General features: G+C 66.8%; 13 protein-coding genes. 8 read left to right on the top strand and 5 right to left on the bottom strand.

Features of this window, described 5'->3' with window-relative positions:
* Positions 1-5,535: Ig-like domain-containing protein (locus tag LZ005_RS12035; protein WP_237808320.1), on the bottom strand; the 5,535-nt coding region annotated here is incomplete at its 3' end.
* A 178-nt stretch (positions 5,536-5,713) separates the two neighbouring features.
* On the opposite strand from LZ005_RS12035, the gene LZ005_RS12040 reads away from it, so the two are divergent.
* Genes LZ005_RS12040 through LZ005_RS12065 form a run of 6 tightly spaced genes read left to right on the top strand, consistent with a single transcriptional unit; the run spans position 5,714 to position 9,421 of the window.
* Complete coding sequence (locus LZ005_RS12040; protein WP_237808321.1) at positions 5,714-6,217, top strand: phage tail protein; 504 nt, start codon at positions 5,714-5,716, stop codon at positions 6,215-6,217.
* 21 nt (positions 6,218-6,238) lie between these two features.
* A complete protein-coding gene (locus tag LZ005_RS12045) occupies positions 6,239-6,745 on the top strand; it encodes a phage tail protein (RefSeq protein ID WP_237808322.1) in 507 nt (168 codons plus the stop codon).
* Between the two features lie 9 nt (positions 6,746-6,754).
* Positions 6,755-7,306 carry a phage tail protein gene (locus LZ005_RS12050; protein ID WP_237808323.1) on the top strand — a complete coding sequence of 184 codons (552 nt, stop codon included), beginning with the start codon at positions 6,755-6,757 and terminating at the stop codon, positions 7,304-7,306.
* The gene (locus LZ005_RS12055) at positions 7,306-7,818 is read left to right on the top strand and encodes an N-acetyltransferase (RefSeq protein WP_237808324.1); all 513 of its coding nucleotides are present in this window, start codon (positions 7,306-7,308) and stop codon (positions 7,816-7,818) included. Before LZ005_RS12050 ends, LZ005_RS12055 begins: the two co-directional genes overlap by 1 nt.
* A gap of 5 nt (positions 7,819-7,823) precedes the next feature.
* Complete coding sequence (locus tag LZ005_RS12060) at positions 7,824-8,306, top strand: cyclic nucleotide-binding domain-containing protein (protein WP_237808325.1); 483 nt, start codon at positions 7,824-7,826, stop codon at positions 8,304-8,306.
* Positions 8,303-9,421 (top strand): AI-2E family transporter, encoded by a 1,119-nt coding sequence (locus tag LZ005_RS12065; RefSeq protein WP_237808326.1) that lies wholly within the window; start codon positions 8,303-8,305, stop codon positions 9,419-9,421. The genes LZ005_RS12060 and LZ005_RS12065 overlap by 4 nt, the downstream gene beginning before the upstream one ends.
* Before the next feature lie 51 nt (positions 9,422-9,472).
* Here LZ005_RS12065 and LZ005_RS12070 read toward each other — a convergent pair whose 3' ends face one another.
* Positions 9,473-12,283, bottom strand: coding sequence for an EAL domain-containing protein (locus LZ005_RS12070; RefSeq protein WP_237808327.1), 2,811 nt, complete (start codon positions 12,281-12,283; stop codon positions 9,473-9,475).
* A gap of 158 nt (positions 12,284-12,441) precedes the next feature.
* A complete protein-coding gene (locus LZ005_RS12075; protein ID WP_237808328.1) occupies positions 12,442-13,878 on the bottom strand; it encodes an Ig-like domain-containing protein in 1,437 nt (478 codons plus the stop codon).
* 139 nt (positions 13,879-14,017) lie between these two features.
* Here LZ005_RS12075 and LZ005_RS12080 point away from each other — a divergent pair, with 139 nt between their 5' ends.
* Entirely contained in the window at positions 14,018-15,289 is a 1,272-nt protein-coding gene (locus LZ005_RS12080) for an NRAMP family divalent metal transporter (protein ID WP_237808329.1), read from the top strand.
* On the opposite strand, the gene LZ005_RS12085 is transcribed toward LZ005_RS12080, so the two are convergent.
* The gene (locus LZ005_RS12085; protein WP_237808330.1) at positions 15,286-17,553 is read right to left on the bottom strand and encodes a YgiQ family radical SAM protein; all 2,268 of its coding nucleotides are present in this window, start codon (positions 17,551-17,553) and stop codon (positions 15,286-15,288) included. The genes LZ005_RS12080 and LZ005_RS12085 overlap by 4 nt on opposite strands.
* A gap of 232 nt (positions 17,554-17,785) precedes the next feature.
* Between LZ005_RS12085 and LZ005_RS12090 the strand changes: the two genes are divergently transcribed.
* Complete coding sequence (locus tag LZ005_RS12090) at positions 17,786-18,298, top strand: DUF1269 domain-containing protein (RefSeq protein WP_237808331.1); 513 nt, start codon at positions 17,786-17,788, stop codon at positions 18,296-18,298.
* Here LZ005_RS12090 and LZ005_RS12095 read toward each other — a convergent pair.
* Positions 18,295-18,570 (bottom strand): DUF4404 family protein, encoded by a 276-nt coding sequence (locus LZ005_RS12095; protein ID WP_237808332.1) that lies wholly within the window; start codon positions 18,568-18,570, stop codon positions 18,295-18,297. The two genes, LZ005_RS12090 and LZ005_RS12095, sit on opposite strands and share 4 nt — an antisense overlap.
* Positions 18,571-18,575: the final 5 nt, after the last annotated feature.

Genomic DNA, 18,575 nt, shown 5'->3' on the forward strand with positions numbered 1-18,575 from the left:
GTCCGAACCGCTGGCCAGATCGACAGCCGTGCTCGGGGCCGACGGGCCGGTGGTGTCGAGCGTGAAGCTGAAGGCGCCGCCCGCCGTGCCGACGTTGCCGGCCTTGTCGGTGACGCGGGCCGTCAGGGCCTTCGTACCATCGCTGCCGAGGTCGCCACTGGTGACGGTCAGATCGACGTAGCCATTGCTGATGTCGGTGCTGCTCAGCGTCGCGGTGACGGCATGGGCCAGCGCGGAACCACCCAGCAACAGTTCGGCCAGATCGCCGGCCACGGCATTGGTGCCGGCCAGGCTGACGCGCACGGTCGGGGCCAGTGCATTGGTCAGATTGTCGCTGTTCGAGCTGCCCGAATCCGAGGCGCTGCTCAGCGCAACCGCAGCACTCGGCGCCGAGGGTGCGCTCGTATCGAGGGTGATGGTCAGCGCACCGCCGGCCGTGCCGACGTTGCCGGCGAGGTCATTGATGCGTGCCGTGAAGACTTTATTGCCATCGCTGCCAAGGTCGCCGCTGGTGACGCTGACATCGACATAGCCATTGCTGATGTCGGTGCTGCTGAGCGTGGCCGACACCGCGTGGGCCAGGGCCGAACCGCCGAGCAGCAGCTCGGCCACATCGCCGGCCACGGCATTCGTGCCGGCCAGGCTGATGCGCACGGTCGGCGCCAGGGTCTTGGTGATGTTGTCCGCGTTCGACAGGCCACTGTCGGAGGCAGCGACCAGATCGATGGCCGTGCTCGGCGCCGGCTGGCCCGTGGTGTCGAGCGTGACCGTCAGTGCGCCACCCGCCGTACCGGGGTTGCCCGCCAGGTCGGTCACGCGTGCGGTCAGGACTTTGCTGCCGTCACTGCCCAGGTCGCCGCTGGTGACCGTCAGGTCGACGTAGCCATTGCTGATGTCGGTGCTGCTGAGCGTCGCCGTCACGGCTGTGGCCAGCGAGGCACCGCCCAGCAGCAGTTCGACGATTTCGCCCGCCACGGCGCTGGTGCCGGCCAGGCTGACGCGCACGCTCGGGGCCAGGGTGCTGGTGATGTTGTCCGTGTTCGACAGGCCGCTGTCCGAACCGCTGGCCAGATCGATGGTCGCGCTCGGGGCCGACGGGCCGGTGGTGTCGAGCGTGAAGCTGTAGGCGCCGCCGGCCGTGCCCACATTGCCGGCCGCGTCGGTGATCCGGGCGGTGACGGTCTTCGTGCCGTCGCTGCCGAGGTCGCCGCTGGTGACGGTCAGGTCGATATAGCCATTGCTGATGTCGGTGCTGCTCAGCGTCCCCGTGACGGCATGGGCCAGCGCGGAGCCGCCCAGCAGCAGCTCCGCCAAATCGCCGGCCACGGCATTGGTGCCGGCCAGGCTCACACGCAGGGTGGGCGCGGTGGCCTTGGTCAGATTGTCGCTGTTCGAGGCGCCGGTGTCCGAGGCGCTGGTCAGTGCAATGGCGGCACTCGGGGCCGAGGGCGCGCTGGTGTCGAGCGTCAGCGTGAAGCCGCCGCCCGCGGTGCCGACATTGCCGGCCACGTCCGTCAGGCGCACCGTGAAGACCTTGTTGCCGTCGCTGCCGAGGTCGCCGTTGGTGACGCTGACATCGACATAGCCATTGCTGATGTCGGTGCTGCTCAGCGTGGCCGAGACGGCGTGCGTCAGGGCCGAACCGCCGAGCAGAAGCTCGGCCACATCGCCGGCCGCCGCATTCGTGCCGGCCAGGCTGATGCGCAAGGTCGGGGCCAGCACGTTCGTGATGCCGTCCGCGTTCGACAAGCCGGAATCGGAGGCGCTGGTCAGGCCGATGGCCGTGCTCGGCGCGGAGGGCGCGGTGGTATCGAGGGTGAAGGTCAGGTTGCCGCCGACGCTGCCATTATTGCCGGCCAGGTCGATCGCGCGCGCGTTCAGGGTCTTGCTGCCGTCGCTGCCCAGGTCACCGGCGGTGACCGTCATGTCGACGTAGCCATTGCTAATGTCGGTGCTGGTCAGAACCGTCTTCGTCACATTGGTCAGCGGACTGCCGCCGAGCAGCAGCTCGATCGACTCGCCGGCCACGGCACTGGTCCCGGCCAGGCTGACGCGCACGGTCGGATTGGTGGTGCTGGTGATGCCGTCGCTGTTCGAGCTGCCCGAGTCCGAGGCACTGGCCAGGGTCAGCGCATTGGTCGGCGCGGACGGCCCTGTGGTGTCGAGCGTGAAGCTCATCGAGGCGGTGCCCGTGGTCGAATTGCCCGCCCGGTCGGTCACGCGCGTGGTCACGGTCTTGACCCCGTCGGCGCCGAGGTCGCCACTGGTGACCGTCAGATCCATATAGCCAAGCAGGATGTAGGCGCTGTTCACCGTGCCCGTCACCGCGTGGGCCAGCGAGGAGCCGCCCAGCAGCACTTCGACCAGGTCGCCCGAGGTCACGTTCGAGCCCGACAAGGGCACGCGCAGGGTCGGCGCCAGCGTCTTGGTCAGGCGGTCGCTCGAGGAGGCGCCCGAGTCGGACGCGGTCGTCAGCGTGATCGCCGCCGTCGGCGCCGTCGGCGGCGTGGTGTCCAGCGTCACGGTGACGCGCCCGCCCCAGGCGCCCACGTTGCCGGCCCGGTCAGTGATGCGCGTGCCGAGGGACTTGGTGCCATCACTGCCGAGGTCGCCACTGGTGACCGTCACGTCCACATAACCATTCGTGATGTCGGTGCTGGTCAGGATGGCCGTGGCCGGGTGGGCCAGCGAGACATTGTTCAAGACCAATTCGGCGACATCGCCGGCGACGGCGTTCGTACTGGTCAAGGACAAGCGAATGGTCGGCCCCGTCACATTGGTGAGGTTATCGGTGTTCGAACGGCCGCTGTCCGAACTGGCCAGCAGGTCGATCGCGCCCATGGGCTGGCCCGGGGCGACCGTGTCGTACGTGATCGTCAGCGCGCCGCCGGCCAGGCCCGCGTTGCCGGCCAGATCAATCGCGCGCGCCGAAAAGGTCTTGGTGCCGTTGGCGCCGAGGTCGCCTGAGGTCACGGTCAGATCGACGTAGCCGTTGCTGATGTCGGTGCTGGTCAGGGTGGCCTTGGTCACATGGCCCAGCGGGCTGCCGCTGAGCAGCAGTTCGATCGACTCGCCCGCCACCACATTGGTGCCGGCCAGGCTGATGCGGAAGGTCGGATTGCCGACATTGGTGACGCCGTCGGTATTCGAGTAGCCCGAGTCCGAGGCGGCGGCCAGGACGACCGTGTTCGAGGGCGCGTTCGGTCCGCTGGTATCGAGCGTGAAGCCGTAGGAGCCGCCGGCCGTGCCGATATTGCCGGCCACGTCGGTCACACGCGCGGTCACGGTCTTCGTGCCGTCACTGCCGAGGTCGCCGCTGGTGACAGACAGATCGATGTAGCCAGTGATGATGTCGCTGGCGCTCAGGGTCGCCGTGACCGGGTGGGCCAGGGAGGAACCGCCGAGCAGCAGTTCGACCACGTCACCGGCCGCGGCATTGGTGCCGGCCAGGCTGACACGCAGGGTCGGCGCGGCCGCATTGGTCAGGCCGTCGCTGCTCGAGCTGCCGGTATCGGAGGCCGTGGTCAGCGCGATCGCGCTGCTCGGGGTGCCGGGCGCGGTGGTGTCGAGCGTGACGGTCAGGCTGCCGCCGGCCGTGCCGACATTGCCGGCTGCGTCGGTCACGCGGCCGGTGAGGACCTTGCTGCCATCGCTGCCGAGGTCGCCAGCGGTGACGCTCAGGTCGATGTAGCCATTGGTGATGTCGGTGCTGCTGAGGGTGGCCGAGACGGCATGGGCCAGGGCGGAGCCGCCCAGCAGGAGCTCGGCAACGTCGCCGGCCGCGGCACTCGTCCCCGCCAGGCTCATGCGGATGGTCGGGTTGGTGGTCTTGGTGAGGTTGTCCGAGTTCGACGATCCCGAGTCCGAGCCGCTGGCCAGATCCAGGGCGGTGCTCGGCGCGCCGGGCGCGGTTTTATCGATGGTCACCGCCAGCGCCGAGGACAGGGAACTCGTCAGTCCGCCCGAACTGCTGGTCACGACGGCGTAGACGTTGTAGCTGCCGTCGCTCAGGCCGCTGGTCGACAGGCCGCTGACGGTCCAGCTGCCATTATTCACCGTCGCCGTCCCGGTCACATCGGTGCCGGCGTCGTACACGCCATTGGCGTTCTTGTCGAGGAAGACGCGCACCGTGCTGGACGAATCGCTGGCCGCGCTGGTGCCGCTGAAGCTCAGGCTGCTGGCATTGGTGAGGTTGTCCGTGTTGCTCGCGCCGCTATCGCTGCCCGCGCTCAGGTCCGGCGTGCCCGGCGTGGCCGGCGTGACGTTGACGCTGATCGTGCGCGTCGAGGTGCTGGTGCCGTCGCTGATCTGGATCGTGAAGGTGTCGGTGCCGGCATAGCCCGAGGCCGGCGTGTAGCTGAGCGTGCCGCCCGGCGAAATACTGCTGCCGCCGCTGCTGGCAGTGGCGCTGGTGATGGTCAGGGTGCCGTGGCTCGGCGCCGTGCTCTGGGTCCAGGTCAGGGTCTGGCCGCTGTCGCTATCGCTGACCGTCATCAGGGTCTTGAAGCTGGTCGCGCTGGCGTTCTGCACCAGGCTCAGGGTGCTGCTGGCGGCCGTGAACGAGGGCGTGGTGTTGGCGCTGATCGGGTTGGCGATGACGAAGTAGTCGAGCGTGTTCTGGTCGATGCTGGGGGTGGCGGCGCTGTGCGTGATGGTGATCGTGAAGCTGGTGATCGCCGTGAAGTTGGTGTAGGTGCCGGCGCTGTAGCTGGTGCTGCCATTGCTGGTGGTGAAACTGGTACTGACCGTGCCGCCGGCCAACTTGTTAGCGACCACGGTGAACGTGAAACTGCCGTTGGTATCGAACTTCGTGAAGTTCAGCCCAGTCAGGTCGAAGGCCGTCAGTTGCGAGGTATCGACGCTGATCGTCATCGAGCCCGTGGTGATGTTGTCGTCGGCGATGTTCAGGTAGAGGCCATTCGGATCATCGGTCCCGAGCGCATCCGAGGCCGTCAGCGTGAAGCCCGTCACGAAACTGCTGGTCGACATGCTGTTGGTCACGTCTTTGAGGCCGGCGCTGATGGCCAGCAGCACCGGCACATCGCCGAGGTGGCTGCCGACACTGCTGGCCTCGATCGTGCCCTGCGCGTACTCGAGCGTCCAGTTGCCGCCCAAGCTGGCGCTACCGGTCGCATCGGTCGAAGCAGCCACGTCGTGACCGGTGGCCTGAGCGATGCGGCTGACGAATTGCACCCCGCTGGCGCCGGCCGCAACGTCGCAGCCATACAACAGCAGGTCGCCGCCGGCGGCCAGGCTGCCGCCGATGCTGGCCAGCAGATCGGCATGGCTGTCGATGGCAGCGGCGTCGAACAGGCCGCCGCCCAGATCGAGCTGACCGGCGCTGCCGTGGGCCAGCAGGTGGATGGCCGGCACATCGTGGCGGCCATCGAGAATTGCCGCCATGCGCGCCAGACTGTCGGTCCCGGCAGGGATCAGATGGACTTCATAGTCAGACGCCAGGCGGGCCGCCATCGCATCAGCGGCACCGACATTACTCAGGATGAAAACAATGGGACGCGGCGATGTCTGACTCATGGCTACCTCGGTATTAACGCATAGAAACAAAAAATGTTCCCTAGTATGCCTAAAAAGCTTCCTCTGATACACACAAAAAGTAACACTGGTACAAATTACAATTTGCTAGATTTGGCAACCCTTAACTGGTTCACAATTCAAGTGGTTTTATTTTGAACGATGTGACAAGGAGAGCACGATGGCAGAACCGTACATCGGCGAAATCCGCTTGATGCCCATAGCGTATGCGCCCAGCCCCAACTTCCTGCCCTGCGATGGGCGCCGAATGCCGATCGCCGGTAACGAGGCATTGTTCAGCCTGATCGGCAGCACCTATGGCGGCGACGGCACCACCTACTTCTGCCTGCCCGATCTGCGCGGCCGCGTGCCGATCGGCATCAGCGCCACCCATCTGCTGGGCAAGGCGGGCGGCAGCGAAACGGTATCACTGACGGCCGCCAACTGGCCGGCCCACACCCACACGGCGGCCTGTTCGAATGGCGCGGCTACAACAGTCAGCCCAGCCGGTGCCTTCTTCGCGACCAATAGCAATGCGGTGTTCACGAACGTGGCGCCGAATACCTCGACCTCGCCGTATGTCACCCAGACCATCGGGGGCGGCCAGGCGCACACGAATCTGATGCCGTTTGGCGTGCTCAATTACGTGATCGCCACGAACGGCCTGTATCCGGACCCCGCCTGATTGCGCTGAAAGGAGCTCACCATGGCTGATAATTTTATTGGCGAAATTCGCCTGTTCACCTACTCGAACCGGATCCCGCGCGGCTGGGTCCCCTGCAACGGCCAGCTGTTGCCGATTAACCAGAATGTGGCGCTGTACTCGCTGCTGCAGACCCAGTTTGGCGGCGACGGCAAGACCACGTTTGGCGTCCCCAATCTGCAGGGCAACGTGGCCCTGTGCGCCAACCCGCGCGTGCCGGCCTTTGTTCAAGGCAAGACCGGTGGCGAGGAGACCCACATGCTGACGGCGGCCGAAGTGCCGGCCCACACCCACTACGTCAACGCGATCAACACCACGGGCACGCTGGCGACGATTGCCGGCAATCTGCCGGCGGCCACTGCGGCCCCTGCCTACAGCACCAGCAGCAACGCCAATATGGCGGCGGCGGCCGTGTCGACCGTGGGCGGACAGGCCCACAATAATATGCAACCCTTCCTGCCGCTGGTGTACTGCATCGCCACCGCCGGTGTCTTCCCCCCTCGCCCTTAAGGAGCAAACATGGACGCCTATACCGGTGAAATCCGCCTGTTCTGCGGCACCTACGCGCCCGATGGCTGGGCTTACTGTAACGGTACCCTGCTGAGCATCGCGATGTATCCCGCACTGCACGCCCTGATCGGCAACCGCTACGGCGGCGATGGCCGCACCACCTTTGCCGTACCCAATTTCCAGGGTATGGTCGCGATCGGCCTCGGCCAGGGTCCGGGCACCTCGGCCTACCAGCTGGGCCAGACCGGCGGCGAGCAGACCGTGCCGCTGTCGGGCGGCCAGATGGGGCCGCACACGCACACGCTCAACGGCGTGGCCGCCAATGGCAACAGCACCGTGCCGGCCAATAATGTGCTGGCCCAGTACTCGAGCGGCGGACGGTCGCCGACGATTGCCAACGACTATGCGAGCGGCTCGCCGACGACCACGATGGCGCCCTCGATGCTGAGCGTAGGCGGCGGCAGCATGACGCCCCAGCCTCACAATAATATGCAACCTTTCCAGGCAATTAATTACATCATCTGCCTGAACGGTGCCGAGTTCCCAGTGCCGCCGAACTGATGGAACTCACCTGGCGCCTGGCCACTGGCGACGACGCCGCCTTCCTGGCGGCGCTGTTCGCCAGCACCCGGCCGGAACTGGCCCTGCTGCCGCCCGCCCTGTCCGCCCCCCTGCTGGCCCAGCAACAATCGGCCCAGGGGCAGGACTGGGCGCGCCGCTTTCCGGATGCCGAACACCGGATTCTGCAGGCGGGCGGCGTCGCCGTCGGCCGCCTGTGGCTGGCGCGCCAGGCGGACGGCTGGCGCGTGGTCGATCTGGCCATCCTGCCCGACTGGCGCCGGCGCGGGCTGGCCCGCCAGGCCATGCTGGACGTGCTGCGGGCGGCCGGCCAGCAGCCGGTGCGCCTGGCCGTCGTGCACGAGAATCTGGCGGCGCAGCGCCTGTACGCCAGCCTTGGCTTTCGCGAAGTGGGGCGCGACCCCGTTCGTGCCGAACTCGTCTGGACCGGATTTACAACACACACGGCGCCGGGCTTGCCGCATAATCCGGGATTCCAGTCACTTTCGTCCTGAATCCCGTGTTGCTCGGTTTCCTGCGCCCCGCCCCCTTGCCGCCGCGCCTGCAGGCGCTCAAACAGACCAGCCTGTTCGGCAATCTGTCGCCGCTCGAACTGCGCATTGTCGGCGATCTGCTGCACGAGCGCCGCTATCTGGCCGAGGAGATCATTTTCGACGAAGGCGAGGAAGGCCAGGCCCTGTACCTGATCCAGAGCGGGCGCGTGTCGATTTCGCGCGCCCATGGCGGCCAGCGCGAAGTGGTGACCGAGCTCGGCCCCGGCAGCTTCTTCGGCGACCTCGCCCTGCTCGACAACGCGCCGCGCAATGCCCAGGCGCGCGCCCTCGACGGCTGCGAGCTGGCGGTGTTCTTCCGCGACGACTTTCTCGGCCTGATGCAGACCGACGCCGTGATCGGCTACAAGATTTCGCTCGCGCTTGCGCGCCACATCGGCCAGCGCCTGCGCGACTGGATGGCCGGCGTGGCCCAGTACGAGGCCCTATGAACGGCCGTGCGCAGGCCGGCCCGCTGACCTGGCTCGGCATCCTGGCCGCCACCGGCCTGCTGCTGCTGCTGGTCCAGCAGACCCTGTTTCTGGCCATCCCCTTCGTGCTGGCGATCTGCCTGTACTACATCCTGCTGGCGCCGATGCAGCGCCTGCTGCGCCTGGGCTGGGGACGCAATCTGGCCGCGCTGACGGTCGGCTCGGTGTTCTTCCTCGGCCTGACCCTGGTGTTTGGCGCCAGCGCCGCCTGGCTGTCGGCCCCGGTCGATTCCTGGCAGGCCCTGTTCGCCCGCTATGTCGACGGCGGCCTGGCCTTCCTGCGGCGCAGCGTGATCGCGCTCGAGGACGCGTTCCCGCTGCTGCAGCAGCTGCAGCTGCGCAGCCTGGTCGGCAAGGGCCTGACGCGCCAGGTCAATGCCTTCGTGCGCAACCACCTGGGCGAGATCCTGGTGTCGGTGGCCGGTTGGCTGCCCTCGCTGCTGCTGGCCCCCTTCCTGACCTTCTTCTTCCTGCGCGACGGGCGCCGCTTCAAGACCTTCCTCGCACGCGCCGTGCCGAACGCCTTCTTCGAGAAGACCCTGTACCTGCTGCACGAGGTCGACCAGACCGCGCGCCGCTACTTCGAAGGCATGGCCAAGCTGACCGTGCTCGACACGGCCACCCTGGCGTTCGGACTATGGGTGGTGGGCGCGCCCTCGCCGCTGCTGCTCGGCTTCATCGCCGCCCTGCTGGCCTGGGTGCCGTATGTCGGCTCGATTGCCGGCTGCATCCTGGTGGTGGTGGTGGCCTCGACCGACATGCCGAACGACGCCATGATGGCCTACAGTTCGGTCGGGGTCTTCATTCTGGCGCGCCTGCTCGACGATTTCGTCTACATGCCGATGACGCTCGGGCGCAGCCTGCGCATGCATCCGCTGGTGACGGTGCTGATGATTTTCGTGGGCGGCGCGCTGGCCGGCGTGGCCGGGCTGATGCTGGTGCTGCCCGTGCTCGGGGTCGCGATGGTGGTGGGCGAGACGGCGACCCGGATCGTCACCGACCCGCGCCTGCAGGCGCGCCACCGGCATGCCCAGGCCCTGCGCCGCAAGCAAGCCTCGCTCGACCTCAACCTCTAAGTTTCCCCCCAAACAAATCGGGGTCAGACCCCATTTATCTGGCGGGCACTTTTAGCGGCGGCCGCCGACGGCGGCCCGTGGCTCGGCGCGCAGCAGGGCGTCGAAAGCTTCGGCCGGCAAGGGGCGCGAGAACAGATAGCCCTGGCCGTAGTCGCAGCCGGCCGCGATCAGCAGCGCGCGCTGGGCTTCGGTTTCGACCCCTTCGGCAATCACCGACAGGCCGAGCTTGTGCGCCATCACGATGATTGCCTCGGACAGGGCCATGTCGCTCGACTGCGGCGCCAGATTGCGCGTGAAGCTGCGGTCGATCTTCAGATAGTCGATGTCGAATTTCTTCAGATACGAGAGCGAGGAATAGCCGGTGCCGAAGTCGTCCAGCGCCACCTGGATGCCGGCGTCGCGCAGCTGCAGCAGGCGCTCGGTCACGGTCTTGCTGGCGTCGAGCAGCAGGCCTTCGGTGATCTCGACCGTCAGCGCATCGCCCTCGACCCCGAGCGCCGCCAGATCCGCAATCCAGCCGGCATAGCCGCCGCCCTCGCGCGCCACCTCGAGCGGCGACTGGTTGACGGTCACCTGGAAATCGGGCCGGTGGGTGCGGCGCCAGTGCGCCACCCACTGGGCCGCCTCGTGGAACACCCAGTCGCCGATGTCGACGATCAGGCCGGTGGCCTCGGCCAGCGGAATGAATTCGAGCGGGCTGACCAGGCCGCGCTGCGGATGGCGCCAGCGCAGCAGGGCCTCAGCCTTGTGGATGCGGCCGGTACGCAGCGAGACGATCGGCTGGAAATGGATCTCGAACTGCCCGGCCTTGAGCGCCCCACGCAGATCATTGGTCATGCGCATGCGGTTCTGCGCAGCCACCTGCAGGGCCGGGGTGAAATAGGCATAGCGGTTGCGCCCGGCGCCCTTGGCCGCATACATGGCCTGGTCGGCGTGCTTGATCAGCTCGTCAGCGTCCTTGGCATCGTCCGGATACAGGGTGATGCCGATCGAGGCCGACACGAAGGCCTGCTCATGCCCGAGCGCATACGGGGCCTGCAGCACGGTCAGCACATGCTCGGCGATCGCATCGACGCGGCTGACATCGTCGAGCTCGGACAGGATCACGGTGAACTCGTCGCCGCCCAGGCGCGCCACGGTATCGGCCGCGCGCACACAGCCCTTGATGCGGCGCGCCGCTTCGATCAGCAGCACATCGCCCTGATGGTGGCCGAGCGTGTCATTGACTTCCTTGAAGTGGTCGAGGTCGATGAACAGCACGGCGATGCGCAGATTGTCGCGCCGGCACTTGAGGATGTCATGCTCGAGCCGGTCATGGAACATGCGCCGGTTGGGCAGCTGGGTCAGGGTATCGAAATTGGCCTGCTGCCAGATCACGGCCTCGGACTGCTTCTTGTCCGTGATGTCCTCGATCATGCACAGGCGCTGGGCCGCCACGCCGTCGTGCTCGAAGCCGCCGATCGACAGGGCGATCCAGACCACGCTGCCGTCCGGCCGCACCAGGCGGCGCGCGCTCTTGTGGTTGGCCAGTTCGGCCTGGTCGAGGCGGGCCATGACGGCTTCCTCGGCGGCGGCGTCGTCCGGATGCAGCAGGTCGATGAACGGGGTCTGGCGCAGCTCGGCGGCGGGACGGCCGGCGATGTCGGCAAAGCGCGGATTGACGTCGCGGCAGGCGCCCGAGGCCGCGTCGATCAGGGCGATCCCCATCGGGGCCTGCTCGAACATCGTGCGAAAGCGCTGCTCGCCCTGGCGGATGGTGGCGCGCGCGCGGCGCCGCTCGCGCACCAGCAGGGCCACATAGACCAGCACCAGCGCCAGCACGCCGGCGCCGATCCACAGGGCGACGCGGGTGCCGCCGCCGCCCAGGCTGCCGTGTTCGTCCGGGTTGTAGAGGAAGCCGTCGAAATTGACGTTCTTCGGCAGCATGCCGACATCGGCATACACATCGGCGATATGGCGCCAGCGCTGCGGATTCATGTAGCCGATCTCGACCAGCACAGGCTGGACCAGCGGCACCATCTGGCGCGCTTCATACAGCAGGTGCTGGCGGTCGTGGCGGCGCGTGTACTTGGCGAGGATCAGGTCGACGATCTCGTCCGGGTGGGTCATCGCATACTGCCAGCCCTTCATCGAGGCTTCGCGGAAGGCGCGCACGCGGGCCGGATGCTCGCGCAATTCCTTCTCGCTCGTGAACAGATTGTCGCCGTAGAAATCGATGCCGGCCGCGCGCGGGCTGTACAGGTCGTACATGAAGCCGATGCGGTCGAGGTAGTCGGGCTCATTGGTCGAGAAGGCCGAGACCGCCTCGACGCGGCCATTGATGAAATCGTCCGGGTTGTAGGTGTGTTCCACGCGCACCAGGCTGGCGATGTCGATGCCCTCCTTGCGCAGGAAGGCGACCAGTTCGTCGGCCTGGGTCAGTTCATCGGTGAGCGAGCCGATCATCACCTTCTGGCCGATGATCGACTTCAGATTCGGCTCGCTGCCATGCTGGCGCACCAGCAGCACATAGGGCGAATGCTGGAAGATCACGCCGAGCACGACCAGCGGCTTGCCGGCCATGCGCGCCAACAGCAGGCTGGACGAGCCGACCCCGTATTCGGCGCGCCCGGCCAGCACTGCGCGTTCGGGTTCATTGCCGTTCAGGGCCTCGACCAGTTTCACATCGAGCCCGGCCTCCTTGTAATAGCCCTTGGCCACGGCCGCGTAATAGCCGGCGAACTGGAACTGGTGGGTGTGTTTGAGCTGCAGCGTGACTGTCTCGAGCGCGCGAGCCGGACTGGCGGCCAGCAGCAGCACCGCGCACACAAAGGTCAGCAGGCGGGGCAGCAGCAGAGTCAGGCGGTGTGGGCGCACGGGCATGGTCCAAGCTCGGTCATCGTTCAAACCGATTGTACCGGCTTCGAGCGGGCGCGGATATTGGCCGGCTGGCCAATCAGAAAAAATGGGGTCAGACCCCATTTTTCCTTGCGGATAAATGGGGTCTGACCCCGATTTGTTTGCGGGGCAAGACCGGCGGCTTACAGGGCGGTCGGTGTATTGACGCTTGTCGTGGTGCCGTTGCCGAGCTGGCCTTCGACATTGCGGCCCCAGCCCCACAGGCTGCCATCGGCCTTGACGGCCAAGGTGTGCGCCTTGCCCAGCGAGAGCGTGACCCAGGTCGCGTCCTTGCCGATCTGCTTGGGCGAGGAGTTGTCGAAAGTGGTGCCGTCGCCCAGCTGGCCGTCGGCATTCGCGCCCCAGGCCCACAGCGTGCCCGAGGCCTTGATCGCGAACGTGTGCTGGTAGCCGGCCGCGACCACAGCCCAGTTCGTGTCCGTGCCGACCTGGACCGGCGCCGTGCTGTCGTCCGGAATGTCATTGCCGGCCTGACCCTTGTCGTTCGCACCCCAGGAGAACAGGGCGCCGTCCGAGCGCACGGCCAGCGAGTGGCGGCCGCCGGCGGCCACGGTCAGCCAGGTTTTCAGCGTGCCGATCTGGGTCGGGGTCGGGGTGTCGGTGGTGCTGCCGATGCCGAGCTGGCCATTGGCATTGCCGCCCCAGGCCCAGATGGTGCCGTCGCTGCGGCGGCCCAGGGTGTGGGTGTCGCCGGCCGAGATGGCGGTCCAGGTGGTGACCAGGCCGATCTTGGTCGGAATCAGTTTGTCGGTGGTGGTGCCGTCGCCCAGCTGGCCGTTGAAGTTGCGGCCCCAGGCCCAGATCGTGCCATCGGCGCGCAGGGCGATCGAATGCGATTTGCCGGCCGCGACCGCGGTCCAGTTGGTGGCCGTACCGATCTTCACCGGGGTGGCGCGGTTGACCGTGGTGCCGTCGCCCAGCTGGCCGTTCTGGTTGAAGCCCCAGGCCCACAGGGTGCCGTCGCTGCGCAGCGCCAGGGTGTGGAATTCGCCGGCCGCGACCTGGGTCCAGGTGGTGACCTGGCCGGCCACCAGCACCGGCGCGGTCTTGTCGACCGTCGATTCATCGCCCAGCTGGCCCGAGCGGTTCCAGCCCCACGACCACAGCGTGCCATCGGCTTTGCGGCCCAACGAATGGGAGCCGCCGGCGGCAATCGCCACCCACGGCGCCTTGACCGTGACCGAGGTCTTGCCCGAAATCGAGCCGACGCTGGCGACGATGGTTTCCGTGCCCGGCGCCTTGCCGGTCACCAGGCCCGAGGTGAACACGATCGACACCGTGCTCGAGCTGCCATTGCCGGCCGACCAGGTGACACCCGAGCTCAGGGCCGAGGTCTTGCCATCCGAATAGGTGCCGGTGGCGGTGAATTGTTTGCTCGTGCCCACCGCGATCACGGCATTGGCCGGGGTGACCTCGATCGAGACCAGGGTCGGGGTGGGAGTCGTGGTGGTGCCGCCCGTGCTCGTGCTGGTGCTGGACGAGGACGCGCTACCGCCGCCGCAGGCCGCCAGGGCGGTCAGCAGGAGGGGAAACACCAGGCGCTGAAAGAATCGTTTCATAGTGGCCACTTGTAAGTCTTGCGCCGCCGGGAAGGACGGCATCCTGCGAGCAGTGTAGCCGCGCTGTTCAATTGGTAAAGCGGAAAAGAAACGCCAAAAGTCCGCCCTATTCGCGCGCCAGGCCCTAGAATAGCCCACCATGGCCCGTGAACCGTCTCCGCGCAAACTTCCTTCCTGGCTGCAGTCGCTCGGGCCGGGCCTGATCACGGGCGCCGCCGACGACGACCCGAGCGGCATCGCCACCTATTCCCAGGCCGGGGCCCAGTTCGGCCCGAACATGCTGTGGACCATGGGCTTCACCTATCCCCTGATGGCCGGGGTGCAGGTGATCAGCGCGCGCATCGGCCGCGTCACCGGGCTGGGGCTGGCGGGCAATATCCGCGCCCATTACTCGCGCCCCATGCTGTATCTGATGGTGATCCTGCTGATGATGGCCAACACCATCAATATCGCGGCCGACGTCGCCGCCATGGGCGAGGCCATGCACCTGATCGTGGACGGCAATCCGCGCTGGTACGCGGCCGGCTTCGGCCTCGTCTCGCTGCTGCTGCAGGTGTTCATTCCCTACACGCGTTACGTGCGCATCCTCAAATGGCTGACCCTGGCCCTGCTCGCCTATGTGGCCACCGTGCTGACCGTGCGCATTCCCTGGGGCGAGGTGCTGCGCGCCTTCGTCTGGCCCGACCTGCCCTGGAACAAGGCCAGCATGACGACCCTGGTGGCCGTGTTCGGCACGACCATCAGCCCCTATCTGTTCTTCTGGCAGGCCTCGCAGGAAGTCGAGGAACTCAATGCCAGCGAGCATGCGCGGCCGCTGCGCTTTTCGCCGCGCCAGGCGCGCGCCAGCTTCGCGCGCATCCAGTTTGACACCTGGACCGGCATGGCCTTCTCCAACATCGTGGCCCTGTGCATCATGCTGACCACGGCCATCACCCTGCACGCGCATGGCGTGACCGAGATCCAGACCTCGGCCCAGGCCGCCAGCGCGCTGCGCCCGGTGGCCGGCGACTTCGCCTTCTTCCTGTTTGCGATGGGGATTATCGGCACCGGCATGCTGGGCCTGCCCGTGCTGGCCGGCTCGGCCGCGTATGCAATGGCCGACACCTTCCGCTGGCGCGAGGGCCTGGAGCGCCGCCCGGCCGAGGCCAAGGGCTTCTACGCCATCATCAGCCTGGCGACCCTGGGCGGCATCGCCATCGGCTTTCTGCCGCTCGACCCGATCCAGGCCCTGTACTGGTCGGCCGTGCTCAATGGGGTGATCGCCGTGCCCGTCATGGCCATCATGATGCTGATGGCCAGTAACAAGGCGGTCATGGGGCGCTTTGCGATTCCGTCCTGGCTGCGCTGGCTCGGCTGGACGGCGACCCTGGCCATGGCCAGCGCCGTGTTCGCCATGGCGCTGCTGGCTTAGCGCTTGGGCTTGGCTGCCTTGGCCGCCTTGGCCGGCGCGGCGGCCTTGGCCTTCGGCTTGATCTTGATGGTGTCTAGAATCGACGGACGCACGCTCGCCTCGGGCGCCTTGAAATGGCTGGGCGCCTGGGCCGACTGCACGAGCACGCGCGCGCGGCCCGGCCGGCCCTGGGGCGGCGCCTTGGCCGGTTTGACTTCGGGCAGCGGCTCCTCGCCGCCGCCGCTGGACGGCACCAGATGCTGCGGGCCATTGCCGATCAGATCGCCACGGCCCATCTTGCGCAGGGTCTCGCGCAGAATCGGCCAGTTCTCCGGATCGTAATAGCGCAGGAAGGCCTTGTGCGCCTTGCGCTGCTTGCCGCTGCGCGGGGTCTCGACGACTTCGGACGCGGCATCGACCTTGTGCAGCGGATTCTTGCGCGTGTGGTACATGGTGGTGGCCATGGCCATCGGCGTCGGCATGAAGGTCTGCACCTGGTCGAGCTTGAAGTTATTGCGCTTGAGCCAGAGCGACAGATTGAGCATGTCCTCATCGCTCGTGCCCGGGTGGGCGGCGATGAAGTAGGGAATCAGATACTGCTTCTTGCCCGCTTCCGCCGAGAACTGGTCGAACAGGGTCTTGAAGGCGTCATAGGTGCCGATGCCGGGCTTCATCATCTTGCTGAGCACGCCTTCCTCGGTGTGCTCGGGCGCGATCTTCAGCAGGCCGCCGACGTGGTGGGTCACCAGTTCCTTCACGTATTCGGGCGAGCGCACGGCCAGGTCGTAGCGCAGGCCCGAGCCGATCAGGATTTTCTTCACGCCCGGGATCGCGCGCGCCTTGCGGTACAGCTGGATCAGCTTGCTGTGATCGGTATTCAGATTCACGCAGATGCTCGGATACACGCAGGACAGGCGGCGGCAGGATTCCTCGATCTTCTTGTCCTTGCAGGCCAGCCGGTACATGTTCGCGGTCGGGCCGCCGAGGTCCGAGATGGTGCCGGTGAAGCCCTTGGTCTTGTCGCGGATGTGTTCGATTTCGCGCAGGATCGAGGGTTCCGAACGGCTCTGGATGATGCGCCCTTCGTGCTCGGTGATCGAGCAGAACGTGCAGCCGCCGAAGCAGCCGCGCATGATGTTGACCGAGAAGCGGATCATCTCCCAGGCCGGGATGCGCGCCTTGCCATAGCTGGGGTGGGGCGCGCGCGCATAGGGCAGATCGTAGACGCCGTCCATCTCATCCATCGCGAGCGGGATCGGCGGCGGATTCAGCCAGACATCGCGTTCGCCATGGGCCTGCACGAGGGCGCGCGCATTGCCGGGGTTCGATTCCAGATGCAGCACGCGCGAGGCGTGCGCGTACATCACCGGATCGTCCTTGACGACATCGTAGTCGGGCAGGCGCACCACCGTTTTCGCGCTCTTGGCGCGGGCCGCGGCCAGGCGCTCCTCGCGCGACAGGATCCGGATCGGCTGGACCTCGGCCGGCGGCGTCTCCTTGGCGCAGCTCTTGTCCTCCGGGATCATCTGATACGGACTGATCAGGGCGTCCACCTTGCCCGGCACATCGACGCGGGTCGAGCCGGTTTCGGTCCACTCGGCATCGGGCTTCCAGCCGGCCGGGACCACGAAGGCGGTGCCGCGCAGATCGCGGATGTCCTTGACCGATTCACCGGCGTCGAGACGGCGCGTGAGTTCCACCAGCGCGCGCTCGGCATTACCGAACAGCAGAATATCGGCCTTCGAATCGAGCAGGACCGAGCGGCGCACCTTGTCCGACCAGTAATCGTAATGGGCGATGCGGCGCAGCGAGGCCTCGATCGAGCCGATCACGATCGGCACCTCGGGGAAGGCTTCGCGCGCGCGCTGGGCGTAGACGGTGACCGAACGGTCGGGCCGCTTGTTCGGCTCGCCATTGGGCGTATAGGCATCGTCCGAGCGGATCTTGCGGTCGGCCGTATAGCGGTTGACCATCGAATCCATATTCCCGGCCGTGACCCCGAAGTAGAGGCGCGGCTTGCCGAGCGCGCGGAAGGGCTCGGCCGAATGCCAGTCCGGCTGGCTGATGATGCCCACGCGATAGCCGATCGCCTCGAGCAGGCGGCCGACCAGGGCCATGCCGAAACTCGGGTGATCGATATAGGCGTCACCGGTGACGAGGATGATGTCGCACTGGTCCCAGCCGAGCGCGTCCATTTCCGCGCGCGACATCGGCAGGAAAGGGGCGGCAGGGGCACGGGCCGAGCGCTTGGCGACGCCGGCAAACAGATTCGCGGGAGCATTCATAGGGGCAGCATTGTACCCCAAAGAAGGCCCGCCCCGCACAGAAGCCCTTATATTTCAAAGACTTATTCCCCACCGACAAAATGGGGTCAGACCCCATTTATCCCCCCGGAAAAATGGGGTCTGACCCCGATTTCTCCTGTGGGAAAGTGCGGGCGATGTTCAGCATCTTATGCTTTGATTAAGCTTGTCGCGTGGTCTATAACGAAGCATGCACTTTTGACGGGAGCTCGCCATGCGTCGCCGACTCTATTACATGCTGCCCGATATCCCCAGCGCGCGCGCCATGCTCGACGCCCTGCTGCTGGCCCGGATCGAGGAAAGGCATATGCACTTCATCGCCCAGGACGGCAGCCTGCCGGCCGATATGCCCGATGGGACGATCTTCGACAAAACCGATATCGTGCACGGCGCCCAGCTCGGCACCCTGATCGGCGGCGGCGCGGGCCTGCTGGCCGGCGCCCTGATGGTGGCCTTCCCGCCCGAGGGCATCAGCCTGCAGACGATGGCCGTGCTGGCCACGGGCGTGGGCGGTGCCGCGTTCGGCGCCTGGGCCTCGGGCATGACGGCGGCGGCGGCGCCGAATTCGCGCCTCGAACCCTTCCGCGAACGCATCGAACAGGGCCAGGTGCTGCTGATTCTCGATGTGCCGCATGGGCGCGTGGCCCAGCTCGAAGCGATGCTGGCGGAACAGCATCCTGAAGCCGCGTTCGGCGGCCAGGATGCCCATGTCCCGGCCTTTCCTTAGATGCCGATGCGCGACAGGGCGTCGCCCAGCTCGCGCAGCGCCGGTTCCAGCTTGGGGTGGCGGGCGGCAAAACGCGCGCCGATTTCCTGCGCACGCTCGGCCAGGCCGTAGGTATTGCTCGCCGGCGCGGCTTCCTCGGTGCTCTCGAGCACACGCTGGATGTCACCATCGAGCTGGACCAACAGGGCGCGCAGTTCTTCATCCATCGGGCCGGCATGCGTCAGTTCGCCATGCAGGTTTTTCAGCGCGCTTTTCAGGGCTTGGTGCGGCATAGTTC

Source organism: Massilia sp. TS11 (genome assembly GCF_022012445.1).
Classification (GTDB): domain Bacteria; phylum Pseudomonadota; class Gammaproteobacteria; order Burkholderiales; family Burkholderiaceae_D; genus Telluria.